Origin of the sequence: Moorena sp. SIO3I8, assembly GCF_010692325.1 — a bacterium.
GTDB lineage: Bacteria > Cyanobacteriota > Cyanobacteriia > Cyanobacteriales > Coleofasciculaceae > Moorena.
In genome coordinates, this window is sequence record NZ_JAAHHW010000018.1 from 47,596 (window position 1) to 61,854 (window position 14,259).

Below are 14,259 nucleotides of genomic sequence, written 5' to 3' on the forward strand. Positions count from 1 at the left end.
AATATAAATTTGGGAATTTTATGTTTCTACAGGAGTTGCCATACTAAAAAAGAGTTTATTCACCATAAAACCATTACTGGGTAATGGTTTCAGTTTAAAAAAACTGCTATACTTATAACTCTCTTGCCCAGTAATGTTTACAGATGGGCTTTAATTTAGCATAGTATCTCCGGTAAAACCGTTTTGACATAAGCTATCACAGTTTAGCAGAACAACTACCGAAAAACCAAAATTATCACAATTTCTTTAAAATTGCTATAGTTATGGCACTTCTCAATAGGCAATTGATAACTACCATAAATGGCTAATAGCTAATCCCTGACGGCTGAATGTAATGGTGATTCTTAAGGGTTTCCAGTGAAATAAGCAAATTTATGACGTAGAGTTTCACTGGTCTCAGGTGATTTCTGGGAAACAAAGATTTCTAAATACTCTTCCAACTTGGCGATTTGGTTTTTATAGGTATCAATATCATTGTCACTCAGCCAGCTAAATTGTTTGGCTATAACTAGATCAGCTTTATCTATCAACACGCTAAGGATTTGGTCAGCTTCAGCTAGTTCGAGGATCTCAGCCATACGGTTGCTGTCTGACACAGACAAACTTGGACGGGCTGCCAGTTGGCAATACTCCAGCAATAGTTCCAATCGGCGTAGATTTGATTGGGTTGGGCTTTCTCTTGAGATCGTGTACATAGAAAATCTGTTCATGTCACACCACTTGTTACTTTGATTGGGCTTCAGTCTTGATTGGGCTTCACTACATTAGTGAGATTTTTTATGTAATTAGGACACGAATCGAAAGGATTTCACAAAAGCTTTATATCTAAGAGGTTTTTTTTAAAGCAACTATGAAGCTTGATCAGGTTGAAGGTTGAAGGCTGAAGGTTGATCAGGTTGAATGTTGATCAGGTTGAAGGTTGAATGTTGATCAGGTTGAAGGTTGAATGTTGATCAGGTTGAAGGTTGAACGCGATTGCGTCGCCATTCGCGTAGCGTGGCCAAAGGCCAAGGCCAAGGTTTAAGAGGTTGAACGCGATTGCGTGGCCTTTTGGCCAAGGTTTAATAACCAGTTAACCTGTAACCAGTTAACCTGTTCCCTGTTCCCTGTTCCCTGTTCCCTGTTCCCTGTTCCCTGTTCCCTGTTCCCTGTTCCCTGTTCCCTATTCCCTGTTCCCTATTCCCTTTGCTATATGAGTTAGAATCTCTACCGTAGCTTGCCCAGTTTTTTGCCAACTAAATTCACTGGCTCTAGCAAGACCTGATTGGCGAAGATGCGATCGCATTTGAGCATCGGTTGCTACTGCTGCCATGGCTGCTGTGATTTCCTCAGGGTTGTAAGGATTGATTAATATAGCGGCATCTCCAGCTACTTCGGGTAAGGAGGAGAGATTGGCTGTAATTACGGGAGTACCGCAAGCCATTGCCTCTAATACAGGGATACCGAAGCCTTCCCAAAGACTGGGGAATACAAATGCGATCGCATGTCTAATCATGGTCGGTAATTGTTGCTGAGGAACATATCCCAGGAATTTGACCTGACTGGATATATCCAGTTCCTCCGCTTGGGCTTCCAGCAATGGTGTGTAGCGTTTATCCGTTGCGCCAGCAATCCAGAGTTGGTAGTCCTGGCAATTGGGTAGAGCAGCGAAAGCCTCAATCAGCCGATGGAGGTTTTTGTGGGGGTCTGGGCGTCCGATGTAGAGAAAATAGGGACAATTTTCCCGGTTTTCCCCATCTTTTTCCCCATCTACTGTATCCAGATAATTAGGACTTACGAAATTTAGTTGGTTTTGCCCCCCTGCCCCCCAATTCTGGGGGGTAATGATGTCAAAGTCCCCCAGAATTGGGGGATTTAGGGGGCACTTGCGTAAGTCCTGATAATAATATTGATTGGCATCGTAAGCCAGTAAGACCGGGGTAATTTTTGCGGCTGGAATCTTGAAGAAGTCAGTAAGGTCTCTAGCAGTAGCCCGAGAGTTACAGATGATGTGTTCTGCTTGAGCAAGAACTTGGGGGATATAGTAGCGTTGGTAGGTAGTTAAGGGTGAGAAACCCTGGGGAAACCGTAACCCAATCAAATCATGAACCATTACCACATAGCGGCAATTGGTGAACAGGGGAGCTTCTGGAACAGGAGAAAACAAAAGATCCGTTCGCAATTTTTTATAAATTCGCGGCAGTTGAAACTGAGTCCACAACAGACGACGAAAATGTCCTTTCGTGCCTTGTTCAGGGCTTAAATTCCCTGGAATTGGGTAGCAAGTGTAGGTAGTAGCACTACAGAAACGGCTAGACGCAGTGGAAGAAATTAGTAAGGTAGGGTCGAGAGCTTTTAAATAAGGAAAAAGATTAGCGGCATAGTTAGCAATACCCGTAGGTTGGGAAAATAGAATCGAGAGATTGACCAACAATTGGCTCATAAAAAAAGAATTAAGAATTAAGAATTAAGAATTAAGAATTAAGAATGAGCTATTTTGAAATTCTATATAAGGCAATAGTAATTATCCTTTTAAGGTAATTATCCTCAAAACAAATACTTTACATCATAAGTGCGATAAACGCTATAATTTTTGTTGACTATTTTAATAAAATTAACGTTTATCAACACCTTTATGTTCCCGATTCCCGATTCCCGATTCCCTACTCCCTACTCCCTACTCACTATTCCCTACTCCCTACTCCCTACTCCCTACTCCCTACTCCCTACTCCCTACTCCCTATTCCCTTTACAACCAATTACCGACTAGAATAAAAGGTGCCCAAAACAGAGGTTCATTAAACTTGCTATCCCCAATTAAATCTAGTTGGGCTTTTCTGACAGCTTCTGCTTTCGTTATTTCTGGCTGTTTTAGGTATTCGTAAAACTTGTTGATGAATATAGCAGTGGAATCATCACGCACTTTCCACAATGTCCCTAAGGTAGAACGGGCTCCCGATTTAATCGCAAAACCCGCTAACCCTAACATCGCTTGATCGTCCCCTTTAGCAGTTTGACAAGCACTAAGAACGAGTAAATCAATTTTGTCTTCTCCCAACAATTCTTGAGTACCCAGCAGTTGCTCTAATTCTTTGACATTAATTTTATTTTCCCAGGTTAGTATAAACGTCTCCTCAGCTTTGGAGCTAAACTGACCATGAGTAGCTAAGTGTATCACATTTGAGGTTTTAGTGGTTATTTCCTGGGAAACTCTATCGCTAGTGAAGTCTTGATTGAGCATGACTGAGTCTGGGTTCAACTTTTTAGCAATTTGCTCAATTTCCTGCTTCACCCCTGTAATAGCCAATGGGTTTACCGGAGGCGGAGACAATCACAGCTAAACGTTCTGGCAAAATAATCGGGTAAATTACCGTTGCTGACCTGTCAATCTGATCAATTTTGGCAACATTAGCATCTAAACAAGCTTGCCGGAAAAAGTTATCTAATTCTGCTAATTGTAAATCCTCAATTAACTGCCGTGCCTTTTTTATATCCTCTTTACTAGGATTACCGTCTAACAATAATTAGACCAGTTCTCGGTATACTGGTTCAACGCTTTTTCGGAAGTAAAACTGGATATCTGGATTAATGGAAACCAAATCACCGCGCAAGCTTTTTAAGTCTTTGACCGCTTCGGTATAGGCGGCAATTGGACATAAAGGCGTAGTTGGTTGAGGCGAGTTTTAAATTTTTATTATGGATTAGTACTCGCACTTTCTGCCCGTTTAAAGTAATCTAATTCTACTGAATTATCTCCAGCATCAAGGGCTGTATTGCCTAAACTCAACAGGATAATGCCTAATTGGTTAGTGGCTTCCAGACCCTGAGCAATAGATAAGCTTTCTTCGAGTACCTCTCTACTAGCTTTTACATCCCCCAACACTTGTAAAGCCGCGATGCCTAAACTTCTGAGCATTCCTACTTTAACGGCATAATTTTCTGTAATTGCTAATTGTTGATTAATCTCTTCCATTAGACGTTTAGCACGATTATAAAATCCTAAGCTTGGCAGGGCTTCAGCTTGGTTAATTTTGCTAATCAAAGCACCAATTTTATCTCCCGCTTTATCATAAGTTTGTGCTTTTTTAAATGTTTCTAAGGCAGATTGGTTTTGTCCAGTGTGGAAAAGGAGTCTGGCTTTGGTATTAAGAATTTGCGCCCACAGCAGAGGATTGTTACTGGTAGCTGATTCGACTAACTTAAGGCTGGATTCAATAGCAGTTTGGGCAACATCCCACTGACTTAGGTGTTGGTAAGCTAAGGATAGATAATTCAAACTCAAGGCTTGATGGAGAGAGTCACCCCGAGTTGCGTAATCTTGGGCTGCTTCCAAATTTCCGCTGCTTGGGCAAATTGTCCCCTGTTGAAATAGGCTCTGCCTTGGTTAAGTTTACTAAGTTTACTGGTAGCCTGAGGAGTTTGGGCTTGCAAGGTCGGAGCAATAGTGACTTGGGGGTGGTCACCGGATGCGATCGCTAAAGCAGGAGTAGCTGTCAGTGCTAGCAATAAACTGGGTAATCCGACGGTGACTAAATTTAGGATGGTTTTCATAATTGTCTTGGTAAGATATTAATGGTTAAAGTAGGGTGGGCAAAGTAGTCTAATCATTAATACTCATTGGAACCAAACTGTCTTTGCCCACCTTACAAGCTGCTTGGGAGAGGGGGATTAAACTTGAGGTCTGCGAATTCTCGTATGCATTTCATCTGCAACTACTAAACAACCTTGTAAACTTTCCAACGGTTGTTCGTTCAAAACTCGAGAAAGTAAATTCAGTACAGCTTGACGACTACGACGGCTTGGACGCAATAGTAAAATTCCTGGGTGTGTACCAGGAGGAAAACGGCGAACGTCAGAAAAGTCTAAATCAAGAGTAATGAAAAAACGCCCTTCATTACAAACCCGTTGCCAAACAATTTCATCATCTGCACCGGATAATCCTTGATCAGTTACACGATGAAGCGTTCGCAAAGCGTGGCCAAAGGCCTCAGCTTCCGCTAAAAGCGAACGCATTGATAACCTGCGTCTCTCAAGAACTGGGCATGGGTATTGCTGAGATTCTCATCTAATTTGACTAGCATTATTGTGATCGCAGGGGGATAAGTTCTTCTTCTGAGGTTAAAGCAGCAGCATATGCAATCGCATTTCTAATGTTGTCCAGAGTTAGTGGTGGGTATTCAGCCACAATTTCTTCTGGTGTCAAGCCTTCGGCTAGGTTATCTAGGATTATTGATACCATAATTCGAGTGCCTTTAATACAAGCTTTACCGTGACAGACGTTTAGGTTAGTGGAAATATCTTCTTGCCAATTAGTCATGTTTTAGTGGTTGCAACAATCGTTTCAGTACTGATATCTCTAAAAATGCAGGTTGGGTTTAAGGATAGTGAAACCCAAGCAATGCTAGTGCCAATGTTGGGTAAAGTGCCTCAACCGCTCCCTACCCACTTTGCACCATTTTAGCTAAAGTAGGGTGGGCAAAGTAATTTAATCATTAATACTGATTGGAACCAAACTGTCTTTGCCCACCCTACAATCTCCTTGGTGGTTAAAGTAGGGTGGGCAAAGTAATCTCATCATTAATACTGATTGGCACCAAACTATTTTTGCCCACCCGAAAATCTAATCTTCTTTAATCGCACAAGTTGCTCGCAGAAAATCGAGCGCCTGGTTCGAGTTGACAACAGCGACTAATTCCACATTACCTTCCTCATTAATAATCCAAGCATTAGCTTCCACTATCGGTGCTTTGGTATTAGTGTGTGCTTTACGATCTTCAGCTTCGGGTATGGCGCGCACTATGGATAGATCCGATATATCCCGCACATCCGATAAAATTTGGCCACCCCGTACCATGGCACTGGGATCTTGGGGTATGCCACCCCGTCCGGTAATATAAAAACTACTGGTGGCAGTCCAACGGCAACCTTCAGCGATTTGTTGAGTGCGATCGCTAGTATCTGTGGGTAGTTGAACTAAGCCATTAGCCGGATCGGCGTCAGGATTGTTAATGGTGATCACCCCATCTACCCCAAACTGAGAACTAGCGGGGAAACACAAATAAGCCTTGGGTAGTAATGGCAATATCTCCACCATTGCCTAGATTAGCATTGGCTTGGATCAAGCTACTTTCAATGAGACCTACCAAGGCTAAGGTATTGCCCGGTTGAACCTGTAATTGGGATCCAAGATTACTGCGATCAAAAGGAGTAAAAATACTGCCATTGAGGGTTTGTCCTGGACCAACTACTGTAATATTTACCGGATTTGTTCCCATCTGTAAACCAGGAGTATAATCGTTAATAACGGCGCTTGGTTTGGTTCAGTGGCACTAAATTCAATCCCATCTCCAAATACTACACTCTCGGCAGTAGTGGCAAAAAATGAACCTCCTATATTCAACGAAGCATTTTCCCCAAAGATAATTCCGGCTGGATTAATCAGGAATAAATTAGCGTTACCATTGGCGCGAATCAAGCCGTCAATATTATAAATATTCCCTCCGGTGACACGGCTAAAGATATTGACAATATCCCCAGCATTGTTAAAAAAGGCTGACCCGTTGCTGGGTACAGAAAATTCCGAGAAGCTATGAAATAGATGATCCCAAGTGCGTACCCCTTTTTCAATCAAGAAATTCACCCCATCATCACTAGTCACGGTGGTAGATAAGGTGCCATCACTGCTGATTTGGGCGGTAGCAATGTTGGGGATGAGGAGACTAGAGACTAAAAGATGGCCGAGTAAATAGCATCGCTGAATGGTTTGGTTCATCAACTTGACCCTGGTGGCTGATGTAACTTCGGTTTGAGTGGGATATGGTTATTTTTCCCATCAGCGATGGTCAAACTCACAAATCAAACTCACTACAGGGAGTCAGCTGTCAGCTAAAGTAGGGTGGGCAAAGTAGTCTAATCATTAATCATTATTGGAACCAAACTGTTTTTGCCCACCCTACAATCTAATCTAACACCATTAACCTAATGCTTTTTAGCACCACAAGTCTCTTAATAGATTTATTCGTGGGCAGTTTTCAAAACCTCTGAATATAGCTTACTGCTGACTCTAAAACCAGCTTGGTTAATTAAATCATCCATGATCGGTTTAATGGCTGGAACCATTCCCTGACGTTTTGCTGTCAGCAGAATGCCTAGCACTCCAATAATTCTTAATCCCAAATCCGTTGCTGCTTGTCTACCCAAACGCTCATCAATTAGCAGGTGAGTTGCCTTCATCTCGATTGCTAGGGCGATTGCCTCCGCTTCTCCGACATTCAATCGATTTCGTAATTCACTTACTACTGCTTGGTTTTGGACTGATTGTACTGTTATCTAAGTCGCTAACTGAACTGCCGTGATCACAGCTTTTCCAGCTCTCTCATCCAAAAGTTCTTGATGAACTGCCATCGGAATCAAAACTGTCCCATATAGTTGCTGGAGAAGATTTAACTCCCCTACCCTCGCCAAGTTTGAGATTGGTGAGGTATTGCTCACAATAGTCATGTTTCAACCTATTTTTCCAAAGTTTGGAGGTCTTCCAAGAATTCAGCTACATCGTAGTGAACACAAATTCCCCGCTCTGCTAGCAAGGTTTGAAACTGCATTCGATGCATTCCGAGCAATTCACTAGCCTTTCCTAAACTGATTTTGTCCTGTTGGAAGAACATAATCACAATAGTCAGCAATAATTCGCTTTCTGACAAACCACTTGCTTCTACAATGTCATCAGAGATTACCAAGCTCATGGATATTCCTTTGAGTGTTATGCTTGGATCCTAACATCCCGCCCCTAGCAGCTAGTACCAATGTTAGGTAAAGTTTTTCAACCGCTCCCTACGCGCTTACGCGCTTTGCACCATTTTAGCTAAAGTAGGGTGGGCAAAGTAAGAGCTGATTTGTAAAGAAAATCTAAAGAGAACTCAATGACGGGCTGAGTAGCCTGTAATCTATATGACAAAACGAGTTGAAGCACTGTGTTCATGAGTCGTTTGCCTGAGATCGCCAATCCCCATCGCCAACCCTATCCGAGTGACATGAGTGATAGGGAATGGAAAGTGCTGCGTAAGCTGATACCAGAACCAAAGGGATTTGGACATCCGAGGATAGTTAACCTACGGGAAGTTATCAACGCCATATTCTATGTGCAACGTAGTGGCTGTCAGTGGGAAATGTTGCCCCATGACTTTCCACCCCACCCAACGGTCTATGGTTATTTCCGCAAATGGCAGCCGCTTTGGGATTTGGCAGAGAATGCATGACCAATTGCGTCATCAACTCCGACAACAAATGGGACGACAGGAGGATTCGAGTGTAGCGTTCGCGTAGCGTCGGGCTTTGCCCGAATCGCTGATTCGCAATCGGTGAAGACGACGGAAAAAAGGGGGCGGTCTACGGCTATGACGGTGGCAAAAAAGTTAAAGGCCGTAAACGCCATATTGTTGTAGATTCTCAGGGTCTGGTTATTGGGATGCTGGTGAGTGAAGCTAATGGCCCAGAACGTTTAGGTGCAGTGGTCGTTTTGCATGAAGCTATTGCCCAACTCAGGCAATTAGAAGTGATTTGGGTTGCAGTACGGTTATTCGGGCAAGAACTTTGCTCATGCAGTCCAACAAGTTTGTGGGGAGCATGTGCGAGTGGAAGTAGTTGAGCGAACATCAAAGGAATTTGAGATTCTACCAAAGCGATGGATTGTTGAACGGACGTTTGGTTGGCTCAACGGATTTCGGCGTTTGAGTAAAGATTATGAGTTGTACACGACCAAAGCGCGAAGCGATGATCGGGAGGCTCGCTCATTCGTTTAATGACTCGCCGATTAGCTTCTTAAGCTTTTGTTTACAAATCAGCTCTAATCTAATCATTAATACTAATTTGAACCAAACTGTTTTTGCCCACCCTACAAGCTCTACTATTTGCCATCCACAGCTAAGGTTTCCCCTGGCAAGGGTTCAATGCCAAAGAAGTGGGCTAGGGCCGCAGAATACTGGTGATAGTCCAAGGTCAATAGGACACGACGAATCTTACTGTAGGAAGGAATTCGCCGCTTTGGGGGATTGAATAGCTTGGCGGAGTTCCTCCCGATAGCTTGTTGAGCCAATCGCCAATCGCTCTTAACCCTCGGTTCCCAGCCGCTATAGCCAGAGTAAAGAGAGCTAGACATAGAGCGACTTGATGCCGTTTACCTGAGACCTTGCGCACATCACCGGATATCGGAAAAGGCTTCTAAAATCTCGATGGGCTCTGGGGTTGACTTCTCTAGGGAGAGGCTAAGCAGTAAAACAGCAGGGGCAGATTGGGGGGCAAACCCATGGTCACTAATCAAACTCTCGGTTAATTTGTAAGCCTAGCATTTCTTGGTTTTCATGAGAATGAAATAGCCCTGGGACAGGATTTATGATTGTGATGCATTTTCATTAACAAAACTTCATCTAAATAATAATTCTTAATCTAAATAAGAATTTAAAAACGATAAACTTAAAGTACTACAGAAGTAAGTACCGCTCAGCCTGGAAATCCTAAGTTAAGGTAAATCTTGAAAAAGGAATGCAGTAGTGGGACTTTAGCGATAATTCAAGGCATAAATAGTGCTATGCTATATAGGGTAAGTTTTTTAGGTTGGTTACTTTTTCCCTCCAATCCCATGAAAGAAACTGTTTCCACAGCAATGCCCCCGTGCTTCGATAGATGGTGTCAGCGTTTTGACGATATCTTCCGAACTAAAGCCCAGAGAAAGGAGTTTAGAAACTATCTAGGGGGATTATTGGGAGAAAGTGAAAGAAAAAACCTATCTCAGTTAGCTCAGAACGCTGTAGATGTGTCTTACCACAGTTTAAGGCATTTTGCGGTTCGGGCTAACTGGAGTGAACAAGAGATTAACGAACGCCGGTTACAGGTGATGAATAGCTGTCGTCAGACCAAAATTCCTCATGGGTTCTCGCTAATTGTAGACGATAGTGGACATAGAAAAAGCGGGAATTTTACTGATGGAATAGGAAGGCAATACATTGGAGAAATTGGCAAAACAGATAATGGGATAGTTCTCGTAACCACTCATCTGTATGATGGTCGAAAAAGCCTGCCGTTAGATGTTGAGTTATATCAACACTCAAACTCATTGCCTGAAGGAAAGAAAGACCCAGAATTCATCAAAAAACCGGAGTTAGCCTTAAACTTAATTGACCGGACATTAAAGAGAGGATATTATCCAAAAATTGTCTTAATTGATGCCGGTTATGGTAACAATAGCTCTTTTCTCTTGGAGCTGGAAAATCGTCAATTAAAGTATTTAGGAGGAATCGCGAAAAATCGAAAAGTTGCGGTCAACATAACGAAGGATTGTCAAGAAATTGTTAGGGTGGATGAGTTAGCGCAAAGTTTACCCAGTGAAGCATTCAGGGAGGTTAAGTTAGAACTGAACAAGCCAAAAACCTTGTGGGTAGCGATCATAGAAGTCGAAATATCAAGTTTGAGTGGAAAAAGAAGTTTGGCCATCGTCATGAATCAGCCAACCTTTAATGAAGCCACAAATATTGACTATTTTTTGACAAATTTAGAAGCATCAGTTGTGACTCCAGAATGGGTGGTTGAGACTTATGCTCAAAGAAATTGGGTGGAAGTGTTTTATCGAGAAGCCAAGGGTTGGTTAGGGCTATCTGAATATCAAGTTCGGCACAAACGCAGCCTAATGAGACATTTTATATTGGTTATGTGTGCCTATACTTTTATTGTTTGGCATCAACTTACTGGGGGATTACGAAGGCGATGGGCGTTCCAAACCGTTAAAGACATTTACTGAGACTTTAGAAGCTTTTCGTAGTGCCATGTCTTGCCGTTTTGTCCGTTGGCTCCAGGAAAATCAGGACGTATTTGTCAAGTATAAAGCTAGTTTGGGCTATATTTGGGCTTGAATTTTGCGCTTAGTCCCAGTAGCAGTAATGTTGCTGAGAATCTAAGCTATACCTGCAAGGTTGGTCTTATAGGTTTAATGACGAATACCAACATAACACTGTTTAATTTTAGAGGTGGACGCTGTGGTAGTAGATGAAAATAGACCGTCATGGCAGAGCGAAAATTTTGACCACTGAAGAAATCCAGTTGCTTTTCAGCGAAGGGTTTGCCGATAACCCTTATCCAGAGCGGAATCACCCTCTCTTTGGAGTCTGCCTCTATTTTTACCATTGTGATAAGAATGATAAATAAAAAAAATATTATCGCTATAAGCATATTTATTTTAATAGTTATAGGAATTTTAATAAGTCAACCAATTCTATCTAAACTGGCTCAATCTGCGATTAATAAAAATTGGCCACCAGTTTCTTTTCAAGAAAGACAAATAGAATCAATCAAAATCTCTTCAAAAAGTTTATCAAAAATAACCGATCCAAGTTTTCTTGTGACTCTTGATCAGAATGAGGTAGAAGTATATTTACAAAAGGAATTGCAGAGGTTACAAGCAGAAAACAAGTTTTCTTTTACTCTTGAGAACAAACCAACAATTATTTTTGATAATCAAAGTATAAATATTGATACTATTATCAATGGCTCTATAAAAGATAAAAATGTTAGCTTTAAAGGACATCTTCAAGGGTTAATATCTCTTTATATTAGAGAAACTGATGTTATCTTAAGTCCAGCATTTGAATCCATAGAAATGGAGATAATAAATGTATCAAAGCTTATTTTAAATCCTTCTAAAATAGCTGAATCAATAAATCTTTTATTAAAGCAATATATTGATAATATTAATGGTCAAATAGAGCCAATAAAATATAAAATTCCAATTAAGCCACTGGGAACCCCTGATCAACCTGGAGAATCAATTAATATTCAGATTGGTAGCGGAGATGATGAAAAAGAATTGGCATTACCTCCAGTTATCCTTACCGCAACAGCTATACTTGTTGATCGTTTTGGTCTTCATATTATGGGGCAACTTGACACTGAAGTTGTTTCATCTCCAGAAGGCGATCGAGTTGTAAATGAGGATTTCAATGTTTATAGTGATTCTTTTTATGAGAAGGGAATTATAGCCTTTAAAGAGGAAAGAGAGTCATTACAGAAAACTGGGATTAAAATATCAGGCTCATTCTTAAATAGATTGTTATATCCTGTAATCCCTAAAGTTTCATATGAACAACGTAGATTACAGGCAATTAAACAGTCGATTGAAGAGTTTAACGAATTAAAAGGACCTGATTTTAGTGTTTTCCTTTCCCAGGACAAAATACGTGAAGAACTAGACAAAGAAATTAACATTCGTGTTCAAGATTTAAACCAGAAGGGGCTAGCTAAAGTTGGTAAGGTAAATATTGTATTGGGAAATCAGGAAATATTAGCTGAAGCACCAGTTTCAGGAATAGTTTCACAAATTAATTTGGGTTTTCAAGGTATTGTTAAGGCAGCATCAGCTTTTTCTACTCAATCAACTGAAGAAAACCTTGGTGTTCTTATATCTCCAAGTATTCAAGAATTTGTTATTAATGAGATTACATACCAACCCGAAGATATCACTTCAGTATTTATTCCTACTCTCCCTTCAACATTAAATGCAGTATTGTCTGAGATTACCAACAATTTTAATAGTTTGATTGAACCAATTGTGCTCTCAACGGAGCAACCAAAAATTGGAGATAAAAATGGTGAAATAGATTTTGCTAAAGCTACAGAAGATTTAGAAGGATTAGAGTTTTCCAACCCTAAATTTAAATTTTCAAAGCTTTATTCAGATGCAAATTCTATTCTTATTAGTGAATCTGGTATTTTCCTTCAAGCAGATCTAAATGCTCCAAACCTTCCGGAACGTCCTTCTTTGCCACCTTTATCAATTCCAGAAGATACTGAAAGTGCAACAAAAGCCTATAAAAGGTACTCACAAAGATTTATGGAGCTACACAATACAACTTTTGGGAGTATAGAAGATGATGTAATTGCTCAGGCAGCTATGTCGGTTCAGAGGTTTTCAAGTTACTTCAACTCTATCTGGAAAATTAATAGCCCCCAGATAAAGTATTTAGTTGACTATGGACCAGAAAGTTTCTCAGATAAAAAGATTAGTTTAATTGAAAAACCTAGTTATAGCTGTAATCCAACTAGGGATTGTAGCCGTAAATCTTGTACACGAAATCCATGTAAAAAAGAAAATTCTTGTTCTCGTAAATCTTGTGAAATATCTTCTGGTAAATGTGATTTTGACTGTAGGTCTTGTAGGACAATTAAGGTGGGGGGTTACAGAAGAAGGACTTGTGTACCTGATATAGCGTGTGAAGCCAGAAAGCTCCGTTGTAATGCCAATGAAGAAACCAAAGTTGGTGAATGTAAAGCCAGAGAAAATTTAAAGTATGGTGAATGTGAAGCCAGAGAAAATTTAAAGTATGGTGAATGTGAAGCCAGAGAAAATTTAAAGTATGGTGAATGTGAAACCAGAGAAAAGTTAAAATTGTTGGATTGTAATAGACTTAAGGAGCAGGAACGGCTTGCTTGCAATGCTGGACGTGAATTACAAAACGGATTATCTTCTATCGGTGATATCGGAAAAATCGGCGGCAAAGCAAAGGCAAATGGGATTATTACCTCCGATCTGAGTAGTTTAGAACTTTCTGAAGATGCAAAAAATATAAAATTCCGTCCCAATTTATCAGGAAATATAGATGTTTCTGGTCAAATGAAATTTACACCTTTTGATATCGGTAATATCCTAGTTTGTCCAGTTAAAGGTGCTGCCAATTTCTCGACTAAGGTTAGTTTACCAACGCAAACTCCATCAATATCAGCAAATTTAAAACTTGCTACTGAGGAGCAAAAAGATGATGATGAAAATACACTTGACTTAGCAATTAATATTTCAGAGTTTACCCTGAATGCAAAATTGAATCCTCCACCTGCTACAGCATTGTTACAGGAGAATCCACATATGCTTGTTTTATGTAATCCAGTTCTAGGAGTACCTGCTGTTGGTCTGAGTATACTTGGAGAAGCAAAAGCACTTAAGGGAGATGATCTCATACGCGCACTAGGTGGAAATAAGCTATCAGGGTTATTTGCTGGTGATTATAAATACAAGTTGGATGAAATAAGCATACCTACAGTTATTCCTCCTATTGATTTTGAGATATCTGATGATTCTTTTCTAGCAATTCCTTCCTGGACTGAAAAAGGAATTGTTTATACAGTTAAGCGAAGGTGACACCAGAGGGAATCTAGATACGATTACACTTTCAGTGTTTGAGATAGTCCGAATAGCAATTTATCAATCATTCCCAAAACCTTTACTGTATATTGATTATAGCT

At 40.6% G+C, this 14,259-nt stretch carries 19 protein-coding genes and 2 pseudogenes; 5 read left to right on the forward strand and 16 right to left on the reverse strand.

The window, feature by feature from the left end; genetic code table 11:
- Nucleotides 1–344 precede the first annotated feature (344 nt).
- Nucleotides 345–695, reverse strand: coding sequence for a hypothetical protein (locus tag F6K51_RS09625; RefSeq protein ID WP_293019876.1), 351 nt, complete (start codon nucleotides 693–695; stop codon nucleotides 345–347).
- A gap of 347 nt (nucleotides 696–1,042) precedes the next feature.
- Here F6K51_RS09625 and F6K51_RS09630 point away from each other — a divergent pair, with 347 nt between their 5' ends.
- Complete coding sequence (locus tag F6K51_RS09630) at nucleotides 1,043–1,201, forward strand: hypothetical protein (RefSeq protein WP_293019877.1); 159 nt, start codon at nucleotides 1,043–1,045, stop codon at nucleotides 1,199–1,201.
- Here F6K51_RS09630 and F6K51_RS09635 read toward each other — a convergent pair.
- A complete protein-coding gene (locus F6K51_RS09635) occupies nucleotides 1,163–2,422 on the reverse strand; it encodes a glycosyltransferase family 1 protein (protein ID WP_293019878.1) in 1,260 nt (419 codons plus the stop codon). The genes F6K51_RS09630 and F6K51_RS09635 overlap by 39 nt on opposite strands.
- A gap of 153 nt (nucleotides 2,423–2,575) precedes the next feature.
- On the opposite strand from F6K51_RS09635, the gene F6K51_RS09640 reads away from it, so the two are divergent.
- Nucleotides 2,576–2,749: a hypothetical protein gene (locus F6K51_RS09640; RefSeq protein ID WP_293019879.1), complete on the forward strand. Its 174-nt coding sequence runs from the start codon at nucleotides 2,576–2,578 to the stop codon at nucleotides 2,747–2,749.
- On the opposite strand, the gene F6K51_RS09645 is transcribed toward F6K51_RS09640, so the two are convergent.
- The 12 genes from F6K51_RS09645 to F6K51_RS09695 all read right to left on the reverse strand — a co-directional run bounded on the left by F6K51_RS09645 (nucleotide 2,729) and on the right by F6K51_RS09695 (nucleotide 7,721).
- Nucleotides 2,729–3,286 (reverse strand): CHAT domain-containing protein, encoded by a 558-nt coding sequence (locus F6K51_RS09645; RefSeq protein WP_293019880.1) that lies wholly within the window; start codon nucleotides 3,284–3,286, stop codon nucleotides 2,729–2,731. The genes F6K51_RS09640 and F6K51_RS09645 overlap by 21 nt on opposite strands.
- Nucleotides 3,255–3,500: a hypothetical protein gene (locus F6K51_RS09650; protein ID WP_293019881.1), complete on the reverse strand. Its 246-nt coding sequence runs from the start codon at nucleotides 3,498–3,500 to the stop codon at nucleotides 3,255–3,257. Before F6K51_RS09650 ends, F6K51_RS09645 begins: the two co-directional genes overlap by 32 nt.
- A gap of 173 nt (nucleotides 3,501–3,673) precedes the next feature.
- Nucleotides 3,674–4,312, reverse strand: coding sequence for a hypothetical protein (locus tag F6K51_RS09655; protein ID WP_293019882.1), 639 nt, complete (start codon nucleotides 4,310–4,312; stop codon nucleotides 3,674–3,676).
- The gene (locus F6K51_RS09660) at nucleotides 4,258–4,530 is read right to left on the reverse strand and encodes a hypothetical protein (RefSeq protein ID WP_081431411.1); all 273 of its coding nucleotides are present in this window, start codon (nucleotides 4,528–4,530) and stop codon (nucleotides 4,258–4,260) included. Before F6K51_RS09660 ends, F6K51_RS09655 begins: the two co-directional genes overlap by 55 nt.
- Before the next feature lie 117 nt (nucleotides 4,531–4,647).
- On the reverse strand, nucleotides 4,648–4,992 hold the full coding sequence (locus F6K51_RS09665) for a DUF5615 family PIN-like protein (protein WP_293019884.1): 345 nt from the start codon (nucleotides 4,990–4,992) through the stop codon (nucleotides 4,648–4,650).
- 67 nt (nucleotides 4,993–5,059) lie between these two features.
- Nucleotides 5,060–5,296 carry a DUF433 domain-containing protein gene (locus tag F6K51_RS09670; protein WP_293019885.1) on the reverse strand — a complete coding sequence of 79 codons (237 nt, stop codon included), beginning with the start codon at nucleotides 5,294–5,296 and terminating at the stop codon, nucleotides 5,060–5,062.
- Nucleotides 5,297–5,599: 303 nt separating this feature from the next.
- The gene (locus F6K51_RS09675) at nucleotides 5,600–6,073 is read right to left on the reverse strand and encodes an S-layer family protein (RefSeq protein WP_293019886.1); all 474 of its coding nucleotides are present in this window, start codon (nucleotides 6,071–6,073) and stop codon (nucleotides 5,600–5,602) included.
- The gene (locus F6K51_RS09680; RefSeq protein ID WP_293019887.1) at nucleotides 6,021–6,254 is read right to left on the reverse strand and encodes a hypothetical protein; all 234 of its coding nucleotides are present in this window, start codon (nucleotides 6,252–6,254) and stop codon (nucleotides 6,021–6,023) included. The genes F6K51_RS09675 and F6K51_RS09680 overlap by 53 nt, the downstream gene beginning before the upstream one ends.
- Nucleotides 6,236–6,751: a filamentous hemagglutinin N-terminal domain-containing protein gene (locus F6K51_RS09685; RefSeq protein ID WP_293019889.1), complete on the reverse strand. Its 516-nt coding sequence runs from the start codon at nucleotides 6,749–6,751 to the stop codon at nucleotides 6,236–6,238. Before F6K51_RS09685 ends, F6K51_RS09680 begins: the two co-directional genes overlap by 19 nt.
- Nucleotides 6,752–6,993: 242 nt before the next feature.
- Nucleotides 6,994–7,254 carry a DUF3368 domain-containing protein gene (locus tag F6K51_RS38375; RefSeq protein WP_365939933.1) on the reverse strand — a complete coding sequence of 87 codons (261 nt, stop codon included), beginning with the start codon at nucleotides 7,252–7,254 and terminating at the stop codon, nucleotides 6,994–6,996.
- Nucleotides 7,255–7,308: 54 nt separating this feature from the next.
- Entirely contained in the window at nucleotides 7,309–7,479 is a 171-nt protein-coding gene (locus tag F6K51_RS38380) for a hypothetical protein (protein WP_365939934.1), read from the reverse strand.
- 8 nt (nucleotides 7,480–7,487) lie between these two features.
- Entirely contained in the window at nucleotides 7,488–7,721 is a 234-nt protein-coding gene (locus tag F6K51_RS09695; RefSeq protein ID WP_293019890.1) for a UPF0175 family protein, read from the reverse strand.
- A 234-nt stretch (nucleotides 7,722–7,955) separates the two neighbouring features.
- Between F6K51_RS09695 and F6K51_RS09700 the strand changes: the two are divergent.
- Nucleotides 7,956–8,749, forward strand: a pseudogene (locus tag F6K51_RS09700) (IS5 family transposase); the annotation flags it as partial.
- 132 nt (nucleotides 8,750–8,881) lie between these two features.
- Here F6K51_RS09700 and F6K51_RS09705 read toward each other — a convergent pair.
- Both F6K51_RS09705 and F6K51_RS09710 read right to left on the reverse strand, forming a co-directional pair.
- A complete protein-coding gene (locus F6K51_RS09705) occupies nucleotides 8,882–9,133 on the reverse strand; it encodes a hypothetical protein (protein WP_293019891.1) in 252 nt (83 codons plus the stop codon).
- Between the two features lie 39 nt (nucleotides 9,134–9,172).
- Nucleotides 9,173–9,295: a hypothetical protein gene (locus tag F6K51_RS09710; RefSeq protein ID WP_293019892.1), complete on the reverse strand. Its 123-nt coding sequence runs from the start codon at nucleotides 9,293–9,295 to the stop codon at nucleotides 9,173–9,175.
- 318 nt (nucleotides 9,296–9,613) lie between these two features.
- On the opposite strand from F6K51_RS09710, the pseudogene F6K51_RS09715 reads away from it, so the two are divergent.
- Nucleotides 9,614–10,880: pseudogene (locus F6K51_RS09715) on the forward strand (IS701 family transposase).
- A 281-nt stretch (nucleotides 10,881–11,161) separates the two neighbouring features.
- Entirely contained in the window at nucleotides 11,162–14,155 is a 2,994-nt protein-coding gene (locus tag F6K51_RS09720) for a hypothetical protein (protein ID WP_293019893.1), read from the forward strand.
- The last annotated feature ends 104 nt before the right edge of the window (nucleotides 14,156–14,259 follow it).